Below are 19,657 nucleotides of genomic sequence, written 5' to 3'. Positions count from 1 at the left end.
TGCCCGTTTTGGGGTGTTTGGTTTGCGTTTGTCCGTTTCTTGGGTTAGTGTTGTATCTATCCAGCCGGTGAACGACCCGGACACCATCACGTCCGCGTCAACCACCCGCATCTGTTCGCGCTCCACGTAGCGACCTGAGGCCTTCGCGCCCGGCTACGACCTTTTATGTCTTGTCTTAAGTCATGTGAGCGCACGCCCCCTCGTGATCGATGTCACCTAGGAGATTGCCTGATGACTGCTGTTCGCCTGCGTTCGTTCGCCATGCTTTCGGCCGCTGCGCTGTCCGCGCTGACCATCGGCGCCGCGGCCCATTCCGCCAACGCCGACACCACCAGTACCGAGATGAACGGTCAGGGTGTGCTGGCCGGGGCCACTACCGCGTCGTATTTCTGGGACGACTCCTCGGGTCGTGCCGGTGACACGGGTCTGCCGGCTGCTGGTAAGCCGATGCAGAAGGGTCTTGCCGCTTCGCCGTCGTGGCCGCTGATGACCGAGGGGTATGTGGTCTATCAGGGTAAGAAGCTGCCGTTCTTCGTGGGTGACCGTGGTCCTGGTAACCCCTCCAGTCGTGGGGTGATGCTGGACCTGGACGCCAAGACGTTCGCGGAGCTGACCGGTGGCCGGTTCAACCCGGACACGCTGGGTGTGGATGGTGTGTCGGGTGAGGGGCACATCAAGATCCAGTACGTGATCACCAAGTGGGGCGACGGGGTCGGTAAGAAGGCTGCTCCGGTGCCGTTCGAGACTGGTGCGTGGCAGCAGAAGGATGCTGCCAGCACGGCCACGGTGTCGGTGAAGAAGTAGGAAGACGTGTGAGAAGGGCGTTCCCTGTGGGGGACGCCCTTCTCGCGTGTCAAGGAACGGCAAACAGCGCCCGCGTCCAGCCGCCATACTGACTCACCGGACGACCCCGGTGACGAGGCGGTGACCGTACGTGATGGATCGAGGGCCCGACGAGGCGCTGAATCTCGCCGTCCTGCGCGTACGCGGCCCTGACGCGGCCGTGGCGGGCGCGGGTTTCCTCATCGCGCCCGACCAGGCCCTCACCTGCGCCCACGTGGTCTCCGGCGCCCTGGGCCACCCGGAGGGCCCGCCGCCGCCCGACGCCTGGGTCACCGTGGAACTGCCCTTCGCCGGTGCCCTCTCGCCCGTGCGCGCCCGCGTCGAGCACTGGGTCCAGACTGCCGGCGACGGCTCGGGCGACATCGCCGTCCTGCGCCTGGACAGCGCCCTGCCCGGCGGACGTCCGCTGCGCATGGCCGAGCCGCGCAGCCTGTGGGGCCACCGCGTCGTCGTCGCCGGGTTCCCCCACGGCCTGCGGGGCGGCGGCTGGCACACCGGGCGGCTGCTCGGCGGCACCCAGCAGGGCTGGCTCCAGTGCGCCCCCGACGACGGCGTGCCGATCGAGAGCGGCTTCAGCGGCAGCCCCGTCTGGGACGTCGAGCTCGGCGACGTCGTCGGCATGGTGGTCGCGGCCCAGCCGGGCGGCCCCCGCCAGGCGTTCGTGATCCCGACCCGCTCGCTCACCCGCGCCGTCCCGGCCCTGGCCGCGACCGTACGGCCCGCCTCGCCGTTCCGCGGGTTGTCGGCCTTCCGCGAGGGCGACGCGGCGGTCTTCTTCGGCCGGGACGCCGAGGCCGCCCGGGTCGAACGCCTACTCCAGGCCCACCCCCAGGTGACGCTGACCGGGCCGTCCGGATGCGGCAAGTCCTCGCTCGCGCTGGCCGGGGTCGTGCCCGCCATGCGCCGCCACGGCTGCGAGATCGTCGTCCTGCGGCCCTCCGCCGTACGTTCCTGGCCGGACGCGCTGGCCGCCGAGCTGGCCGCGTTGTCGTACCCGGGGCTGGCCGGGAGCGAGGCGTTGGCCAGGGCCGACGCGCTGAGCGAGCCGCTGGGCAACGGCAGGATGGCCGACGTCGTCGGCCAGGTGCTGCGCGACACCGGCGCCACCGGGCTGCTGCTCGTCGTCGACCAGGCCGAGGAACTGCTCGTCGGCGCACCCGAACGCGCCGACGAGGCCGCCGAGGTCCTCGACGCGGCCCGCGCGTGCCCCGGCGTCCGGGTGTTGTTCACGCTGCGGGCCGACTTCCTGCCCGCCGCCCTGTCCCACCCCCGGCTCGGCGGCGCGCTCGGCCGCGAGACCTACGGGCTCACCCCCATGACCCGCGACCAGCTCCGGCAGGTCGTCGAGGAGCCGCTGGCCGCCGTCCCCGCCGTCACCTACGATCCCGGCCTGGTCGACCGCATCCTGGGCGACGCCGGCCCCGCGCCCGGCGCCCTGCCGCTGATCGGCTTCCTGCTCGACCGCCTCTGGCACGAGCAGCAGGGCGGCCGCATCAGCCACACCTCCTACGAGGCGTGCCGCGGCGTACGCGGAGCCCTGGGCGCGCGGGCCGAGCGGGTCTGGGCGGCGTGCGTACCCGAGCAGGACGCCGCCGCCGGCGCGGAGTTGTTGTCCCGGCTCGTCCGGGTCGCCGCGGGCGCGCACGCGCCGCTGCGCAGGCAGGTGAGTCGTGAGGAGGCGGGGGAGGAACGCTGGTCGCTGGCCGGGCGGCTCGCGGCCGGGCGGCTGCTCGTCATGGACACCGGCGAGGACGGCCGCCCGATCGTGGAGCTGGCCCACGAGTCGCTGATCGCCGAATGGCCCCGGCTCGCCGGGATCGTGGCGGCGGACCTGCGCTTCCTGGAATGGCGCGACCTGCTCCACCAGGACATGGGCCGCTGGCGGCAGGCCGGGCAGGCCCCCGACCGGCTCCCCGGGCCGCCCGAGCTGGCGGCCGCCGCACGCTGGCTCGCCGAACGGCCCGGCGACCTCACCCAGGACGAGCACGACTACCTGCGCCAGGGGTTCCGTCGCCGCCGCGCCCGCACGCTGCGCCGCCGGGGCGCGATCACCGGCGGCGCGGTCACGCTGCTGACGGTCCTCTCGCTGGTCGCCTGGTCGCTCTACCAGGGCCGGGTCGGCGAGCAGCGGGCCGCCGAAGCCCGTTCCCGCGCCCTGGCCGGGGCCTCGGCCGACCTGGCCGAACGCGACCCCGAGCTGTCGTCCCTGCTCGCCGTCGGCGCCTACCGCTCGGCCCCCACGCAGGAGGCCAGGACCCAGCTCCTCCAGCGCTACGTCGAACACCGCTACACCAGGGGCGTGGCCACGGGTGCGCTCGGCTCGCTGGCCGCCGCCGACGCCAGCGACGACGCCCGCGTCCTGCTGGCCACCGCCGGCTCGATCTCGGGCCGCGCGACGCTGTTCACCCGCGGCACCGACGGCCGCTACAGGCGCACCCACCTGCCCGACCGGGGCAGCGCCGGCCAGCCCGCCGTCTCCGCCGACGGCAGCCTCATCACGTACGCGCTCGACGACGGCAGCATGGTCTGGCACCGCGTCGACCCGGCCGACGGCGAGCTGCTGGACCAGGGCCACGTCCTGGAACGCCAATACCGGCAGGCCCGGCCCGACGAGCCCGGCGCCGACATCAAGGCGGCCGGCGACGACGGCTGGATCGTGACCACCGGCCCGAAGAAGCTCGTCCTGCAGTCGCTCGGCACCACCGGCACGCCCCGCACCTGGCTGTACGACCTGCCCGCCGACCTCGTCCGCTTCGGCCCCGACGCCACCACCCTGGTCGTCCGGGAGAAGGGCATGGCCAAGGTGTTCACCAGCAAGGGCAGCCCGGTGTGGCGGCAGCTCACCATCCGCGTCCTCGGCCCGGCCGACGGCCTGGCCGTCTCCGGCGACGGCGCCACCGCCGTGACCTGCCGGGACGGCGAGGACGGGCGCGGCGCCACGTACACCGGGTTCGCGGTCCGCGACGGCAGGAAGCTGGGCGGCTTCCGCGCCGGACGCCCGTGCGGCCCCTTCGTCGTGGACCGGGAGGGGCGGCGCGTGGCCGAGCAGGGCGCCGCCGGCTGGGAGCTGGTCGACCTGGCCAAGGGGGCCACCCTGTCCCGTACCTGGATCGACGCCCAGGCGAGTGCGGCCCCGGTCGCGCTGGTCGGCGCGCCGGGCGCGCAGGAGCTGCTCACCAGGTCACCGGAGACCCTGGTGCTGACCGCGCTGCGGGACGGGGAGCAGCGCATCGGCAACCCGGCGCTGCTCCAGGGCGGCCGCCGGATGGTCGCCCAGGTCGACGGCGGCGCCCGGCTGCGGCTCATGGAGACCGGCGAGCCGCAGCGCACCCTGGCCGACGTCGCCCGTACGAAGAGCCCGAAGGGCCTGAACGCCGACGGCGGGATCGTCGTGGACGACGCCGAACGCTACGTCGCCGACGCCGTCGCGCCCGGCCGGGTCGCCGTCCGCACGCTGCCCACGCTCGCCCCGGTCACCGAGATCACCACCGCGAAGCCGCCGGAGGGCGAGCGCCTGACGTACTTCTTCAAGGACGGCGACCTGTTCACCTTCGCCGGCCGCCGCCTGGAACGCTGGGAGCCCGCCACCGGCCGCCGCAGGAGCGCGTTCGACGTCGCCGGGCCCGGCACGGTCGTGACGGAGGTGCAGGTCAGCCCGTGGAGCGCCGACCACCTGATGATCGCGATGCGCGGCGCCGACCACCTGCGCACGATCGACCTGCGCACCGGTACGGAGGTCAAGGACCGGCGCCTGACCGTGGGCGCGGACGTCGTCAGCGGGTTCGTCTTCGACCGCTCCGGCACCCACCTGCTGCTCTACCGCAGCGGCTGGCTGCCCGAGGTGTGGCTCACCCACCCGCTCAGGAAGGTGCTCGGCCCGCTGCGCTCGTCGGGCGAGAACATCCGCGGCGGCGAGCGCATGACCTCGATGATGCCGGAGAACGCGGGCAGGCTGTTCCTGTTCAGCGAGCGGGAGATCCGCGTCTTCGGGCTCGGCGAGACCCAGGTGTCCTACGAGGAGGGCTACTCCTTCCGGCAGGTCCAGGACTTCATCGACATCTCACCCGACGGCTCCCTGCTGCTTCGGCTCAAGGGCGGCGACAGCGGCGCGGGCTACTCCACCGACCTGCTCACGCTCGACGTGGCCACCTGGGAACGGCGGTTGTGCGAGGTGTTCGGCCGCCCCCTGACCCAGGACGACCGGCAGCAGGTGCCGATCGCCCTGCCGGACGCGGTCTGCTGACCCTCACGGCTTGCGGCCGACCCCGCCCAGGAACGTGTGGTACGTGATCCCCAGCCTCGGGTGGTAGCCCGGCTCGGGCCGCCACTCGGCCAGCGGCACCAGCCCGGGTTCCAGCAGCTCCAGGCCGTCGAAGAAGGCACTGATCTCCGCGCGGGTACGCCACCGCCCGGTGCCCATGGTGTCGTTGAAGAGCCGTTCGGCCTCGAACGCCTGCCGCGACACCTCCGGGTGCTCCTCCATCGGGTTGTGGAAGTGGGAGATCGCGACGTGGCTGCCGGGCGCCAGCCGCCGGACGAGGCGCGCGGCGAGGCCGGCCGGGTCCTCCTCGTCGGACAGGTGGTGCAGGATGCCGAACAGCAGCAGGCCCACCGGCTCGTCGAGGTCGATGAGCTGCCGGGTCTCGGGATGGTCGAGGATGTCGTCCGGCTCGCGGATGTCGGCCTTGATGACCGTCGTACCGTCGTCCACGGCGAGCAGCGCCCGGGCGTGGACGAGCACGATCGGGTCGTGGTCGACGTAGACGACGCGGCAGCCGGGGGCGGCCGCCTGGGCGATCTCGTGCACGTTGCCCTGCGTGGGCAGGCCCGAGCCGATGTCGAGGAACTGGCGGATGCCCGTCTCGGCGGTCAGGTCGCGGACGACGCGCGCGAGGAAGTCCCGGTTGGAGCGGGCCGCCTCGGGGGCGTCGGGCGCGATCTGGAGCGCCATCTGGGCCACTTGGCGGTCGATCTCGAAGTTGTCCTTTCCGCCGAGCATGTAGTCGTAGACGCGGGCGACGCTGGGCTTGGTCGTGTCCACGTCCGCGGGGGACCGTACCTGCTCGCTGTCGGTCACGGTCGGCTCCTTCGGTTGCCTCGGGCGAGTCCGGCTGGCGCGATCATACGTCCAGAAATGCCGGAGATCAGACCCAGCGGGGCCGTACGGGCTACGGGCTTCCGGGGGCGCGCGTTGACATGATGCATGCATGACGATCGAACCACTGGCCCCGGACACGCTGCTGACCACCACCCGCAGCGTGCGCAGGCGTCTCGACCTGTCCCGCCCGGTCCCGGCGGAGCTGGTCCGCGAGAGCCTGGAGGTCGCGCTCCAGGCGCCCTCCGGCGGCAACCGGCAAGGATGGCACTGGATCCTGGTCACCGACCCCGAACGGCGCAAGGTGATCGGCGACTACTACCGGCGATCGTGGAACGCCTACTCCACCTCGGGCGGCTCGGCCCGGTCGATGTTCCGGGACGACCCGGCGCGGGCGGCGACGCAGGAGCGCGTCAGCGACAGCGCCGCCTACCTGGCCGAGCACATGGGCGACGTACCGGTGCTGGTGATCGGCGCGATCGAGCTCCCCGGCGGCGGCCTGCCCGAGGGCAACCAGGCCGGGTTGTGGGGCTCGCTGCTGCCCGCCGCGTGGAGCTACATGCTCGCCGCCCGCGCCCGCGGCCTCGGCAGCGCGTGGACCACCCTGCACCTGGAGTACGAGAGCGAGATCGCCGAGTTGCTGGGCATCCCCGCCGAGGTGCGCCAGGGCGTGCTGCTGCCCACCGCGTACTACACGGGGGAGACCTTCGGTCCGGCCGCCCGGCAGCCGCTCGACGAGGTCCTGCATCTCGACCGCTGGTGACGCGATGACCCTCGCGGTGCGCCTACCGTGAATCCATGCGCCTGACCGCCTTCACCGACATCTCCCTGCGCATCGTCATGCGCCTGGCCGTCGCGCGGGAGGAGGAGCTGCTGACCACCCGGGCGGTCGCCGGCATGCTGGCGGTGCCGTACACGCACGCGGCCAAGGCGGTGGCGCGGCTGAGCGAGCTGGGCGTGGTGGAGGCCAGGCGCGGGCGGGGCGGCGGGTTGCAGCTCACCGCGCGGGGGAGGGACGCGTCCGTGGGCTTCCTCGTCCGTTCCCTGGAGTCGGCGGGCGACGTGGTCGGCTGCGCGGACGACCCGCCGTGCCCGCTGCGTGCCGCCTGCCGCCTGCGTACGGCGTTGCGCCAGGCGCAGGAGGCCTTCTACGCCTCGCTCGACACGGTGACCGTCGCCTCCCTGATCGACGCCCCCACGGGCCCCGTCCTGCTGTCACTGACCACCCCCGCGGAGAGGGCCGCCACCGGGGCTCCTTAATATGTATCTCAGATACCAATTATCTGAGCGGCGGCTTCGTGCTGCCTTCCCTCTGGAGGTCCCCCATGCTGTCAGGCGAATCGGCGGCGGTCGTCCGTGCCACCCTGCCCGTCGTCGGAGCGGCCCTCGACGACATCACCGCCCGGTTCTACGACACGATGTTCGCCGATCGTCCCGAGTTGCTCGACGGCCTGTTCAACCGGGGCAACCAGCGCAACGGCGAGCAGCGCAGGGCGCTGGCCGGCTCGATCGCCGCCTTCGCCACCATGCTCCTGGAACACCCCGACGAGCGCCCCGACGACCTGCTGGCCCGCGTGGCGCACAAGCACGCGGCTGTCGGCGTGACCGACGACCAGTACGTCATCGTGCACAAATACCTGTTCGGCGCGATCGCCGAAGTGCTGGGCGACGCCGTCACCCCCGAGGTGGCCGCCGCCTGGGACGAGGTCTACTGGCTGATGGCCGGCGCACTGATCGCCATGGAGGCCCGCATCTACGCCGAGGCCGGCGCCCGCGACGGCGGCACCTGGCGGCAGTGGCGGGTGACCGGGCGCCGCGAGGAGACCGCCGACACGGTCTCGCTGGTCCTGGCCCCGGTGGGCGACGAACCCGTGCCGCCCGCCCTGCCCGGCCAGTACGTCAGCGTCCGCGTCCGCATGCCCGACGGCGTACACCAGCTCCGCCAGTACACGCTGTCCGGCTCCGGCGCCGACGGCCTGCGCCGCATCACCGTCAAGCGCGACGGCGAGGTGTCGGCGCTGCTGCACGACACCGTCCGGCCGGGCGGCGAGCTGACCCTGTCCGCGCCCTTCGGCGAGGTGACCCTGGCCGGGGGCCGGGCGCCGCTGGTGTTCGTCTCGGCGGGCATCGGCTGCACCCCGATCGTCGCCATGCTGGAGCACCTGGCCGGCGCCGGCGACGACCGTCCCGTCCTCGTCCTGCACGCCGACCGCTCGCCCGACCGGCACGCCCTGCGCGCCGACATGGAACGCCTGGCCGGCCCCGGCGGCCTGTTCTGGTACGAGGAGGGCGAAGGCCCCCGTACCGGCCGCATGGACCTGACCGACGTGGCGATCCCCGAGGGCGCCGTCGTGTACATGTGCGGCCCGCTGGCCTTCATGCGCGCCGCCCGCGCCCAGCTCATCGAGGCCGGCGTCGCGCCGCGCGACATCCACTACGAGGTCTTCGGCCCCGACCTCTGGCTGGCCGCCTGACCCCGCCCGGCCTTAGCCCGGAAACCCGGTTGCCCGGCGGCGGGCGCGGCCCTACCGTGTGACGGTCGTACGCCGAGGAGAGGACTTCACGTGCTGGGTGCCCGCGTGCATGCGTACCTGCGAGCCGCGGCCGGGCCCCGGGGCCACCGGGCCGGGCCGTTCCTGATCCGCTTCGACGAGCACGACGACGCGTTCCCCTTCAACTACGCCGTCCCCGACGACGACCTCGTCCCCACCCCCGAGGACGTCGCCGCGCTGGTCGCCGCCTTCCGCGAGCGTGGCCGGACACCCCGCCTGGAGTACGTGCCGCAGGTCGCCCCCAAGGTGGAGGACGCCCTGCTGGCCGCCGGGTTCGCCGCCGAGGGCCGCTACCCGCTGCTGGTGTGCCCGGCCGGGTCGCCCGCCGGGCCGCCGGCCGACGTGCCGGCCGACGCCGGCGTACGGGTCGCGCTGGTGACCGACGAGCCCGGGTTGTGGCAGGTCGCGCGGGTGATGAACGAGGCGTTCGACGCGCCGGAGGCCACCGTGCACGACGTCGCCCGGCTGCGCGGCGTACTCGACCGCGGCGGCCTGGTCGCCGCGGCCGGCGACGCCGCGACCGGCGAGGTCGTCGGCGCCGGCCAGCTCGGCGGCCCGCAGGACGGCGTGGCCGAGGTCGCCGGCATCGCCGTGCGCGTCAGCCACCGGCGGCGCGGCGTCGGGGGAGCGGTCACCGCCCTGCTGACCAGGGCCGGCGCGGACGCCGGGATCACCATGCCGTTCCTCACTCCGGCCGACGACGCGGCGGGCCGGGTCTACGCCCGCGTCGGCTACCACAAGGCCGGCGAGGTCCTGCACATCTCCGCCCGCTGACCCTCCTCACCGCTGTCGGGAGTTCTCCAGGAGACGGGCGAGCACCCGTTCGAACGCCGCCAGCTCCTCCTCGCCCAGACCGGCGCGCAACTGCCGGTCGAAGGCCGTCACCACCTCCCGCAGCCGGTGGAACAGCCGCTCGCCCTCCTCGGTGAGCTCCACCACGTGCACCCGCCGGTTGTCCGGGTCGCGGCGCCGCGTGAGCAGCCCGTCGCGCTCCATCGTGTTGAGATGGTGGGTCAGCGTCGCCCCCTGGATGCCCATGGCCTCGGCCAGCTCCCGCTGGTTGCCGAGCTTGCGCGACTTGAGCGAGACCAGCACCTGCCAGGCGGGTGTCGAGCCGCCCGCCTGCGCCAGCGCGTCGTCGAACGCCCTGCTCACCTGCCTGGCCGTGCCGGACAGCCGCAGACCGATCGGCGGGCCGGAAGGACGTACCGTCATGGCCTCATCGTAGCATTGACGTCTAATCGTTTGACATCTAACGCTTAGATGTCTAGCTTCGGGAACGAGGAGGTTCATCATGAACATCGACGAACTCAACCGCGCGTGGGTGGCGGCACAGCGGGCCGGGGACGGCCAGGCCCTCGCCGACCTGCTCGCCGACGACTTCACGCTGGTCGGCCCGCTCGGCTTCGTCCTGGACAAGAAGCAGTGGCCGGCGGGCTACGCGAGCGGCGCTCTGGTCATCCGGTCGATGACGTGGGAGCAGCTCAGCGCCCGCGTCTACGGCGACACGACCGTCGTCGTCGGCCAGATCACCCAGGAGGCGGCCTACCAGGGCACCCCGGCCGACGGCCGCTTCCGCGTCACCCAGATCTGGGTCCGCGACGGCGACCGCCGCCTGCTGGCCGGCCTGCACTACAGCCCCATCGCCGCACCCGCCCGGTAGCCGTACCTGACCTTCGTCAGGTACGGCGGCTGACCTTCGGGGGATGGCGGCGCCCGGCCGGCTGGCCTCCTACGTGACCGACCCGGCGCTGCGGACAGCCGCCTTCGCGGTGTTCGTGGCGGGGTCCTGGCGCTCGGGCAGCCTCGGGATCTGGCGGTCACCGCGCTGCTGTGCGTGGTGCTGGTGCCGATCGGCGTGCGGACGCTGCGAGCTGGCTCAGGGTGTAGCCGCCCGAAGCCAGCTTGAACAGGTACTCGGCGCGTTCGTAGGACAGGCGGCGCCTGCCGGTCCGCGGGCACAGGTCGGCCGGGTCCGGCCGGCGGGCGGGGGCGGGCCGGCGGTCGGCCAGGAAGAGCGGGCCGCCGGTCCGGTCCGCGACCAGTTCCTCCAGCAGGGCCGCGGCGCCGTCGCCCCACACGATCGCGGCGGCGCGGCGGGCGGGCAGGTCGAGGTCCTCGACGTCGAGCGCGAGGACGGCGGCGGCGGGCGCGCCCGACTCGTGCACCAGCCGCCACAACGCCCGCTCCCGCGGCGACGGGTGCCGCCAGAGCGCGGCCAGGGCCCGATCGTCGACGGCCGGGCGTGGTGTCCGGTCGTCGTGTTTCCTGTCCAGCCCGGCCGACAGGTCGTCCAGGCCCGCCCACACGCTGAACGACCGTACGGCCGCGCGGTGGCGGTTCCAGGTCCTGGGCGCGGCCGTGCCCCAGGCGGCGGCGAAGACCCTGGCCACCAGGGCGGCGGTGATCTCCGCCAGCGGCGTGGCGGCCCCCAGGTCGAGCCGCAGCCGCCGCAACGTCTGCCCGTAGGAGCGGATCGTGCCCGCGTCCAGGTCGTCCCGCGCCAGGAACCGGTCCGTCGTCTCGCCGAGCGCGGCGGCGTCCCGCGGGCCGTCGGCGCGGTGGCGGGCGGCGCGGGCCAGGAGGAAGGCACGCTCGGCGGCGTTGCGGGTCAGGGCGGCGGCCCGTTCGAACGCCGTCGCGGCCTCGGCGTCACGCCCCGCCCGCGCCAGCAGGTCGCCGTGGACGGCCGGCAGCGGATGGTAGTCCCGCAGCGCGGGGTCCGACAGCAGCGAGTCCACCAGCGCCAGCCCCGCCTCGGGCCCGGCCGCCATGCCGACGGCGACCGCCCGGTTGAGCCGTACCACCGGGGAGGGGGCCAGCCGTATCAGCGCGTCGTAGAGCGTCGCGATCTGCGTCCAGTCGGTGTCGGCCGCGCTGGGCGCCTGGGCGTGGCAGACCGCGATCGCCGCCTGCAACACGTACGGCCCGAGCCCTCCGCCCGCCTCCCGCGCCCTGAGCATGGAGGCGAACCCGCGCGCGATCAGCTGCCGGTCCCACCGCGCCCGGTCCTGCTCGTGCAGCCGCACCGGCTCCCCGGACGGCCCGGTACGGGCGGCCGAGCGCGACTGCTGGATCTCCATGAGCGCCACCAGCCCGTGCACCTCGGCCTCCGCCGGAGCCAGCCCGGCCAGCAGCCGCCCGAGCCGCAACGCCTCCAGCGCCAGGGCGGGCCGGGTCAGGTCGTCGCCCGCCGTGGCCGAGTAGCCCTCGTTGAAGATCAGGTAGATGACCTCCAGCACGGACGCCAGCCGTCCGGCCAGCTCGGCCCCCCGCGGCAGCTCGAACGGCACCCCCTCCTCGGCGAGCGTGCGCCTGGCCCGCGCGAGACGTCCGGCCACGACCGCCTCCCGCACCAGGAACGCGCGGGCGATCTCCGCCGTGGTCAGCCCGCCGAGCAGCCGCAGCGTCAGCGCGGTCCGCTCCTCGGCCGGCAACACGGGATGGCTGGAGACGAACATCAGCCGCAGCACGTCGTCCCCGGGCCGCTCGTCCTGGCCCGGCTGCTCCGGCCGGAGCTCGCGGATCGCCCGCTCGTGCCGCCGGTCGCGGCGCAGGTGGTCGAGGGCGCGTCGTTTGGCCGTGGTCATCAGCCAGGCGCCCGGGTTGTCCGGTGCGCCGTCCCGCGGCCAGGTCTCCAGCGCGGCGACGAGCGCGTCCTGGGCGAACTCCTCGGCCAGGCCCACGTCGCCGGTCATCCTGGCCAGCCCGGCGACGATCCGCGCGGACTCCTGCCGCCAGACCGCCGAGACGGCGTCCATCAGTAGATCTGGCGCATGTGGCACTCGCCGTCGCCGGTGATCGCGAAGAAGCGCCGCGAGATCTCCAATGCCTCCTCCCGTGAGGCGACCTCGACCAGGGCGAACCCGCCCGCCAGCTCCTTGGCCTCGGCGTACGGCCCGTCGGTCACGGTCAGCTCGCCGCCGGTGGACCGCACCATGGTGCCGCCCAGCTCCATGCCGCCCGAGGCGAGCAGCACGCCCGCCTCGGTGAGCTCCTGGATGAACCTGCCCATCTCCACGTGCAGGGTCTCGTCGTCGCGCGGCTCGTTCGCGTTCGTCAGCAGAAATCTCATGTGCGTTCCCTGTCACATCGCTCGTTCGTCGCGTATGCAGTAGAACACGAAAGGACACCCACCATGACCGCCATCACCACCACCGCGTCCCCCGGCTCGACCCGCACCCTGCTGACCGCCGGTGCCCTCGCCGCCCCCCTCTGGACGGTGGTCAACCTGGCCCAGGTGCTCACCCGCGAGGGCTTCGACATCCTGCGCCACCCGCTCAGCCAGCTGGCCACCGGCTCGCTCGGCTGGCTCCAGGTGGCCGACTTCCTGGTCGTCGGCGCCCTGATGATCGCCGGCTCGTACGGCCTGCGCCGGGCCGTCGACAGCAGATGGCTCCCGCGCCTCGTGCTGGCCGAAGGCATCGGGATGATCGCCGCGGGGATCTTCCGGATGGACCCAGGCGACGGCTTCCCCGCCGGCACTCCCATGGGCCCGCCCACCACGATGAGCTGGCACGCCGTGCTGCACATGGTCTCGGGGTCGATCAGCTTCGTCGCGCTGGCGGCGGCCGGCTTCGTGCTCGCCCGCCACTTCTTCCGGGCGGGCGCCCGCGGCCCGGCGGTCGCGTCCGTCCTGGCGGGCCTGGCCGTGATCGCCGGGAACGGCTGGGCGATGGGCGGCGGCCAGGGCGGTTCGCTGACCCTGGCCATAGGTGTCACCGGCGCGATGTGGTGGATGTCCGCCGTCGCCTTCCGGCTGCGCCGCCGGGGCTCTCTCACCTGGTAGGACGCTTGCTGATCCGCGGTCCTCGGCTGTAGGAAGGCCGTATGTCCGTCGAAGGCGAGCGCCCGGCCGCGGGCCACAGGGTGGAGGACGCCCTGTGGGCGGCCCGGAAGTACTACCTGCACGGTGTCACCATGGACACGATCGCCCGGGAGCTCGGCGCCTCCCGGTCGACGGTGTCCAGGCTGCTCGCGTACGCGCGGGACGTGGGCCTGGTCGAGATCCGCGTGATGCCGCCGCGCTCGCGCTCCACGCGCAGCGAGGCGGATCTCGCCGGCCGCTACGGCGTGCACGCGCACGTGGTGCCGGTGCCCGCCACGGCCTCGACGGTCGAGCGGCTGGAACGTTGCGCCGTCTACACGGCACGGCTGCTCACCTCGGTGTTCGACTCCGACATGATCATCGGCCTGTCGTGGGGCACGATGGTCAACGCGATCAGCCGCTGCCTGGTCCCCAAGCAGACCGCCAACTGCCAGATCGTGCAGCTCAACGGCCTCGGCAACGCCCGCACGACGGGCATGCACTACGCGGGCGCCGTGCTGACCGCGTTCGGGGCGGCGTTCGGCGCGTACGTCCAGCAGTTCCCGCTGCCGCTGTTCTTCGACTCGCCGCGTACCAAGGAGCTGCTGCTGGCGGAGCGGAGCGTGCGGCGGGTCGTCGAGCTGCAGCAGAGCGCCGACGCCGTGCTGTTCAGCGTCGGCACCGTGACGGACGGCGTGCCCAGCAGCCCCTACCTGAGCGGCTACTTCCTCGACGAGGCCGACTTCGCCTCACTCAGGCAGGACGGCGCCGTGGGCGACATCGCCACCACGTTCTACCGCCTGGACGGATCGCACGAGGGCGTCAGCTTCAACGCCCGGACGAGTGGACCCGACCTCGACCAGCTCCGGCAGGTGAAACACCGGATCTGCGCGGTGTCGGGTGACCACAAGATCGACGCCCTGCACGCGGCCCTCACCGGCGGTTACGTCACCGACCTCGTCATCGACGAGATCACCGCGCGCGTTCTGCTGGAGCGCCATCCGTGAGCGCGGACGACGCCTCGCCGCCCTCGGCGTCCCCGCCGCCGAGGGGGACGTCGCGGCCGTCCTTGACGCCCAGCGCGCCGGCGATCGCGATGGCGCACATCACCACCATCAGCGACGAGATCGCCCAGGTGCCCTGAGTGCGCGCGGTCAGGAAGGCCGCGATGAACGGCAACGTGCCGCCCGCCACCGCCGCGGCCAGTTCCCGGCTGGCCGCCACGCCCGTGAAGCGCATCCTGGTCGGGAACTGCTCCGGCAACATGGACGCCTGCGACCCCAGCATCAGGTCGTTCGCGAACGTCAGCACGAGGACCATGGCGAGCCACACCAGCATCGGGTTCCCGGTGTCGAGCAGCCAGAAGAACGGGAACGCCGCGGCGGCGCACAGCGTGGCCCCGGCGATGAACACCGGTCTGCGGCCGAAACGGTCGGACAGCGCGCCGGACAGGGGCAGCGTGACGAGCTTGACGGTGTTGGCCACGAGCAGGCCGCCGGTGGCGACCGCCGCCGCCAGCCCGACGTTCCCGGTCAGGTAGGACAGGGCGTAGACGCTCGGGATGTACGTCGCGACGTTCGGCCCGACGCTGACCAGGAAACCCTTCAGCAGCGACCCCGGAGCCTCCCGCAGGACCGCGACGACGGGCGCCGCGCTGCGCTCACCCGCCTCGACCGACTCCGTGAACGCCGGCGTCTCGTCGACCCGCGACCTGATGTAGAGGCCGATCGGCAGGATCAGGATGCTGAGCAGGAACGGCACCCGCCACCCCCAGCTCAGGAACGCGTCCTGCGCCAGCCAGGTGAACGGGATGAACACCAGGGTGGCCAGGATGACGCCGAGCGCGTTGCCCGTGGGCGGGATGGCGGCGAACAGCCCGCGACGGCCCGGAGGGGCGTGCTCGGCGGCCATCAGCGCGCCGCCCGCGTACTCGGCGCCGGCCCCGAGCCCCTGGGCCACGCGGAGCACGACCAGCAGCACCGGGGCAGCGACGCCGATCGACTGGTAGCTGGGGATCAGGCCGATCGCCGTCGAGGAGATCGCCATCACGGTCAGCGTCACGACCAGCACGAACCTGCGGCCGTACCGGTCGCCGAGGTGGCCGAACAGCAGGCCGCCGACCGGGCGGGCGAAGAAGCCGACCGCGAACGTGCCGAGCGAGGCCAGCGTCGCGGCGAGCGGGTCGCCCTTGGGGAAGAACACACCGCCGAAGACGAGCGCGGCCGCGGTGCCGTACAACATGAAGTCGTACCATTCCAGCGCGGTCCCGATCGTGCTCGCGGAGACCACGCGGCGGATCATCGGGCCGCTCCTGACCGGTCGCCCGCGACGGTGAGCCGCTCGGCCTGCGGGCCGAGGTAGGCACCCTGGTCCAGCAGCCGCCGCTGGAGCTCGGGCACGTCCACGAGCCGCGGCGCGGTGCCGGCGGCGACGGCCATCGCCGCGCCGAGCCCGGCGGCCTCGCCCATCGCGAACGACGGCGGCATCACCCGTACGGCGGCCAGCGCCTCGTGCGTCGCCGAGACGCAGCGCCCGGCCACGAGCACGCCGTCGAGCTCCGCCGGGACCAGGCTGCGGAACGGGATCTCGTAGATGTTGGCGGTGGGCGGGATGCCGTCCTCGAACGGCCCGTCGCCGCTGACCGGGCTGTGGATGTCGACGGGGTAGCCGGCCACCGCGACGACGTCGTCGAAGTGTCTGCCGTCGATGAGATCCTCCAAGGTCAGGACGTACTCGCCGACGATACGCCGGCTCTCGCGCACCCCGACGGTGGCGGCGGTGTCGAGCAGCTTGGCCTCCTCAAGGCCCGGCAGGCTCTCGTGGAAGAAGGTCATGAGCCGGCTCACCTGCCGCCGGCCGAGCACCTCGGCGCGGGTCAGGTCGCCGGCGTCGGTGCCGTTCATGCCGAGCACCCGCGTCGTGTTGATCCGCCAGACGCCCGGCTCCAGCGTCTTGAACAGCTGGACGCCGCGGCGTGGGATCGGGAAGCGGCCCTCCCGCCGGGCCCGCTCGACGATGCCCTGGTAGGGGAACAGCTCGTCGGGGTGGGCGTCCTGGTAGGCCCGTACCTTGGCGTCGTCGACGTTCGAGACCCGGAAGAACACCGTCATCGGCTGCACCTCGCCGTCGGCCGCGCGGCCGTACTCGAAGGCGGCGCCGCCGCGGGCGGCCACGTCGCCGTCGCCCGAGCAGTCGACGGTGACGGTGGCGGGCAGGAGGGTGAGGCCGCTCTTGTTCGCGACGACGACGCCGGTGACCCGGCCGTCGGCCACGGCGGTGTCGGCGACGAAGCTGTGCAGCAGCAGCTCGACCCCCGCCTCCAGGCACATCTCCATCGCGGCCTGCTTGGCCGCCTCGGGGTCGAACGGCGTGACCGCCTCGTGCCCGAACACCATGAACCCGGAGTACTCGCTCCCGGACTTCGTCCGCGAGGGGTGGACCGCGCCGCCGGCGTCCTCCATCCTGCGGACGAACTCGTCGAAGATCCCGCGGACCAGTTGCGTGCCGCCGTCCAGGGAGAACGACGTCATGCACGGGCCGACGAGTCCGGCGGTCAGGTTGCCGCCGAGGAAGCCGAACCGCTCGACGAGTCGTACGGAGGCGCCGGCCCGCGCGGCGGCGACGGCCGCGGCGATCCCGGCGGGGCCGCCGCCCACGACGAGCACGTCGGTGGTATCACTGATCGGGATGTCGCGCGTATAGCGGAGGGTAGTCACAGGCACTCCTTGAGTCAGTGCTGGGGTGTCGCGCCACTGTGACGTGCCTGTGAACGGATGGTCAACAGACCTGCACGAACGTGCACGATGCACGTTTCGCACCTTTTGTCGGTACGGCCTGAAGACCGGGGCGGGTCAGCTCCCGCAGTCGCAGCCGTTGCAGCAGTCGGGGCAGTCGCAGCAACTGCCGTCGCCCAGGTAGCAGCGGTCCTCGCAGGGCCGTCCCGCCTTCTTGCTCCACCTCGGCCGCCAGACCCCGCAGGTCAGGAACGTGGCCACGCCCGCCGCCGACTTGCGCACCCATCCGGGCCGCCGGTAGGAGGCCGAGGTCGCGCCGAACGTGCGCTCGACCGCCCGGCGCACCTCCACGCCGAGCAGCCGGTCCACCAGGTGCCGTTCCTCCAGGTCCAGGTCCGCCAGCGCGAGGGAGAGCCCGTGCGCGGCGTCGTCGCAGAGCCGCCGCGCCGCCTCCCGGCCGGTGCCGGTGACGGTCAGCGGGTTGAACGCGCCCCGCTCGTCGTCGTCCGCCTGGTCCTCGACGGCGTCGAGGAGGTGCGCGATCCGGCCGAAGAACGTGCCCGCCTCGGCCAGGGCCGCCGCGTTGCCGGGCCGTCCGGCCAGCACCGCTGTATGGGCGAACGCCGCCGCCACCGCCTCCTCGGCCGGGGCCGTGAGTTCGAGCAGCCCGAGCGGGGGAGCGGCGGGCTCGGCGGGTGCGTCGGGTGCGTCGGGCTCGGCGGTGAGCGCGGTGAGCGCGGTGAGCGCGGTGAGGGCGGCGACCGCGCGGCGCTCGCGTTCGAGCTGGCGGTCGACCGTCGCCGACAACACGGCGGTGTCGAAGCCGGCGCCGGACGCCAGCCGGGCGCCGCCCTCCTCCCAGCGGGCCGCGAGCAGGCGGCGGGCCGGACCCGTACCGGGGGCGGCGTCGCCGTCGGCCACCTGGTCGCGCAGCTTGCCCGCGGCCAGGACGAGCGAGACCCCCGCCGCCAGCCTGGCCCCGCGCGCCCGCGCGTCCACCACGTCGGCGGAACGGAACCCGCGCAGCGCGCACGGCCCGGCGGTCCGGTGCGGCACGGCGGCCGGGAGCTGGGCCTCGGTGAGCACGGACAGGATCAGCGTGTCGTAGTTGGTGGCCAGCCGGGCGGCGTGACCGTGCCCGTCCCGCAGCGTCAGGCAGAGCCCGCACAGGTGCGCCCGCCATGCCTCACGTACCGCGGCGCACCCGTGCTCACCGCACGGACGGATGATTCCGAACACGCATACCTCACAAAGATCCCGAAATGCTGGAGGAATCGTACGGGTCGCCGCTCGCCTCCACCGCCCGCGTACCGGATCCGGCGGCGGGCCGCCTCACGCGCCCGGCGGCGACCGTCAGCACGGCGGCCCCGGCCAGCATCAGCAGCCCGGTGAACAGCCACTCGTCCGAGCCGTCCGGGCCGTAGACGCGGGTCTCGCGTCCCGTGTCCACGGCCGCCGTGGCCTGGCCGGCCGTCAGGGTGCCGCGGTCGCTGCCGTACAGCTCGACGTCGCGCCGCCGGACGCGGCCGTCGCCGGAGGTGAAGTCCCCGGCCCAGACGCAGGACTCGTGCCCGGGATGCCGTACGCACCGCAGCTCCCTGGCCGTGAACACGCCGCTCACCCCGTCGGCGCGGGCCGCCCGTACGACGGGCCCGATCTCGGGGACGGACACGAACAGCAGCGCCAGCCCCACCAGGGCCAGCGCCACCGTGAACCCGCCAGGACGTCGTCTGGTGACCTCCATGGCTAGTGCGCGACCGCGCAGGTGCAGGCGGCCCCGGCGTGCTCGGAGGCCCGGCGGTGGAGCACCATCGCCACCACCATCGGCGCGAAGACGACGGCGTTGTAGAACAGGTGCAGCTCCATCCTGGGCAGGAAGAGCTGCAGGACGCTCGTCGGGACCGGCCGTCCCATCAGGTTCAGCCCGCTGAGCTTCTGTCCCAGCAGCAGCAGGTGCTCCATGTGGTGCCAGACCTGGATGCCCAGGGAGATGTTCCACCACGTGCGCGACCGGCCGGCGAACCCCTTGCGCAGCAGGACGAGCCCCACGAGCATGAGCAGCGCGTACCCGTAGTGCATCCACTCCGAGGTCACCAGCCACGGGAAGGGCAGGCCGAGCACCCCGCGCGCCTCGCTGAGCGGCCACCCCCAGACGTAGACCTGCACGGCCTGCACCAGGTGCTCGCCCCAGTGGGCCACCACGATCACCATGAAGACCGTGAGTGCCGCCTTGTGATGACGCCCGTTGAGAGTGGACGCGCTGACCGTCGTCGCCATTCCTCACCTCGTGTCCCTTGCGCTGACGCTGGTGAGAACGATCTCGGACGGCACTGGCAACGGGCTTGGATCGCCTTGCAAACGGCTGGGAGCCCCTGTGGGCGGGGCATGCGCGTCCTGGGGAGAATGTCCAGGTCATGGGGGGAATGCCGGGTCGTTGCCGGTGGTTTACATAGTCATACCCCGTGGGCTTTGGCTGTGGTTGATGCTGTTTGCCTGGGGTTTGCGGTTCAAGGGTAGATCAATGCCCGTTTTGGGGTGTTTGGTTTGCGTTTGTCCGTTTCTTGGGTTAGTGTTGTATCTATCCAGCCGGTGAACGACCCGGACACCATCACGTCCGCGTCAACCA

Annotated in this window: 18 protein-coding genes; 9 read left to right on the top strand and 9 right to left on the bottom strand. The window is 73.1% G+C overall.

Features of this window, described 5'->3' with window-relative positions; all coding sequences use genetic code 11:
* Window positions 1-231 precede the first annotated feature (231 nt).
* Window positions 232-804: a hypothetical protein gene (locus IEZ27_RS52835; protein ID WP_189654221.1), complete on the top strand. Its 573-nt coding sequence runs from the start codon at window positions 232-234 to the stop codon at window positions 802-804.
* 133 nt (window positions 805-937) lie between these two features.
* Window positions 938-5,086 carry a S1 family peptidase gene (locus IEZ27_RS52830; protein WP_229825284.1) on the top strand — a complete coding sequence of 1,383 codons (4,149 nt, stop codon included), beginning with the start codon at window positions 938-940 and terminating at the stop codon, window positions 5,084-5,086.
* Between the two features lie 3 nt (window positions 5,087-5,089).
* Here IEZ27_RS52830 and IEZ27_RS52825 read toward each other — a convergent pair whose 3' ends face one another.
* Complete coding sequence (locus tag IEZ27_RS52825) at window positions 5,090-5,920, bottom strand: SAM-dependent methyltransferase (RefSeq protein ID WP_229825281.1); 831 nt, start codon at window positions 5,918-5,920, stop codon at window positions 5,090-5,092.
* Window positions 5,921-6,050: 130 nt separating this feature from the next.
* Here IEZ27_RS52825 and IEZ27_RS52820 point away from each other — a divergent pair, with 130 nt between their 5' ends.
* From IEZ27_RS52820 to IEZ27_RS52805, 4 genes are all read left to right on the top strand, one after another.
* Window positions 6,051-6,701 carry a nitroreductase family protein gene (locus IEZ27_RS52820; RefSeq protein ID WP_125642370.1) on the top strand — a complete coding sequence of 217 codons (651 nt, stop codon included), beginning with the start codon at window positions 6,051-6,053 and terminating at the stop codon, window positions 6,699-6,701.
* 35 nt (window positions 6,702-6,736) lie between these two features.
* Complete coding sequence (locus tag IEZ27_RS52815) at window positions 6,737-7,198, top strand: RrF2 family transcriptional regulator (RefSeq protein WP_189654218.1); 462 nt, start codon at window positions 6,737-6,739, stop codon at window positions 7,196-7,198.
* A gap of 65 nt (window positions 7,199-7,263) precedes the next feature.
* The gene (locus IEZ27_RS52810; RefSeq protein ID WP_189654217.1) at window positions 7,264-8,412 is read left to right on the top strand and encodes a globin domain-containing protein; all 1,149 of its coding nucleotides are present in this window, start codon (window positions 7,264-7,266) and stop codon (window positions 8,410-8,412) included.
* Between the two features lie 90 nt (window positions 8,413-8,502).
* The gene (locus IEZ27_RS52805) at window positions 8,503-9,264 is read left to right on the top strand and encodes a GNAT family N-acetyltransferase (RefSeq protein ID WP_189654216.1); all 762 of its coding nucleotides are present in this window, start codon (window positions 8,503-8,505) and stop codon (window positions 9,262-9,264) included.
* Window positions 9,265-9,270: 6 nt separating this feature from the next.
* On the opposite strand, the gene IEZ27_RS52800 is transcribed toward IEZ27_RS52805, so the two are convergent.
* Complete coding sequence (locus IEZ27_RS52800; RefSeq protein WP_189654215.1) at window positions 9,271-9,705, bottom strand: MarR family winged helix-turn-helix transcriptional regulator; 435 nt, start codon at window positions 9,703-9,705, stop codon at window positions 9,271-9,273.
* Between the two features lie 79 nt (window positions 9,706-9,784).
* On the opposite strand from IEZ27_RS52800, the gene IEZ27_RS52795 reads away from it, so the two are divergent.
* Window positions 9,785-10,153: a nuclear transport factor 2 family protein gene (locus IEZ27_RS52795; RefSeq protein WP_189654214.1), complete on the top strand. Its 369-nt coding sequence runs from the start codon at window positions 9,785-9,787 to the stop codon at window positions 10,151-10,153.
* Window positions 10,154-10,310: 157 nt separating this feature from the next.
* Here IEZ27_RS52795 and IEZ27_RS52790 read toward each other — a convergent pair whose 3' ends face one another.
* Together IEZ27_RS52790 and IEZ27_RS52785 are read right to left on the bottom strand one after the other, a co-directional pair.
* On the bottom strand, window positions 10,311-12,251 hold the full coding sequence (locus tag IEZ27_RS52790) for a sigma-70 family RNA polymerase sigma factor (RefSeq protein WP_189654213.1): 1,941 nt from the start codon (window positions 12,249-12,251) through the stop codon (window positions 10,311-10,313).
* Entirely contained in the window at window positions 12,251-12,565 is a 315-nt protein-coding gene (locus tag IEZ27_RS52785; RefSeq protein ID WP_125642390.1) for a YciI family protein, read from the bottom strand. The genes IEZ27_RS52790 and IEZ27_RS52785 overlap by 1 nt, the downstream gene beginning before the upstream one ends.
* A gap of 63 nt (window positions 12,566-12,628) precedes the next feature.
* Here IEZ27_RS52785 and IEZ27_RS52780 point away from each other — a divergent pair, with 63 nt between their 5' ends.
* Together IEZ27_RS52780 and IEZ27_RS52775 are read left to right on the top strand one after the other, a co-directional pair.
* Complete coding sequence (locus IEZ27_RS52780; protein ID WP_189654212.1) at window positions 12,629-13,279, top strand: DUF998 domain-containing protein; 651 nt, start codon at window positions 12,629-12,631, stop codon at window positions 13,277-13,279.
* Window positions 13,280-13,320: 41 nt separating this feature from the next.
* A complete protein-coding gene (locus IEZ27_RS52775) occupies window positions 13,321-14,304 on the top strand; it encodes a sugar-binding transcriptional regulator (RefSeq protein WP_189654211.1) in 984 nt (327 codons plus the stop codon).
* Here the strand turns inward: IEZ27_RS52775 and IEZ27_RS52770 are convergent.
* From IEZ27_RS52770 to IEZ27_RS52750, 5 genes are all read right to left on the bottom strand, one after another.
* Window positions 14,270-15,598, bottom strand: a complete 1,329-nt coding sequence (locus IEZ27_RS52770) for an MFS transporter (RefSeq protein ID WP_189654210.1) — start codon at window positions 15,596-15,598, stop codon at window positions 14,270-14,272. The genes IEZ27_RS52775 and IEZ27_RS52770 overlap by 35 nt on opposite strands.
* Window positions 15,595-17,013: an FAD-dependent oxidoreductase gene (locus IEZ27_RS52765; protein WP_189654209.1), complete on the bottom strand. Its 1,419-nt coding sequence runs from the start codon at window positions 17,011-17,013 to the stop codon at window positions 15,595-15,597. Before IEZ27_RS52765 ends, IEZ27_RS52770 begins: the two co-directional genes overlap by 4 nt.
* Window positions 17,014-17,148: 135 nt before the next feature.
* A complete protein-coding gene (locus IEZ27_RS52760; protein ID WP_189654208.1) occupies window positions 17,149-18,270 on the bottom strand; it encodes a DUF5685 family protein in 1,122 nt (373 codons plus the stop codon).
* 7 nt (window positions 18,271-18,277) lie between these two features.
* Window positions 18,278-18,775, bottom strand: a complete 498-nt coding sequence (locus tag IEZ27_RS52755; RefSeq protein WP_189654207.1) for a hypothetical protein — start codon at window positions 18,773-18,775, stop codon at window positions 18,278-18,280.
* Between the two features lie 2 nt (window positions 18,776-18,777).
* Window positions 18,778-19,308 (bottom strand): hypothetical protein, encoded by a 531-nt coding sequence (locus tag IEZ27_RS52750; RefSeq protein ID WP_125642407.1) that lies wholly within the window; start codon window positions 19,306-19,308, stop codon window positions 18,778-18,780.
* Window positions 19,309-19,657: the final 349 nt, after the last annotated feature.

Origin of the sequence: Nonomuraea spiralis (assembly GCF_014648435.1) — a bacterium.
Lineage (GTDB): Bacteria > Actinomycetota > Actinomycetes > Streptosporangiales > Streptosporangiaceae > Nonomuraea > Nonomuraea spiralis.
This window is presented reverse-complemented; position numbering and strand designations above follow the sequence as displayed.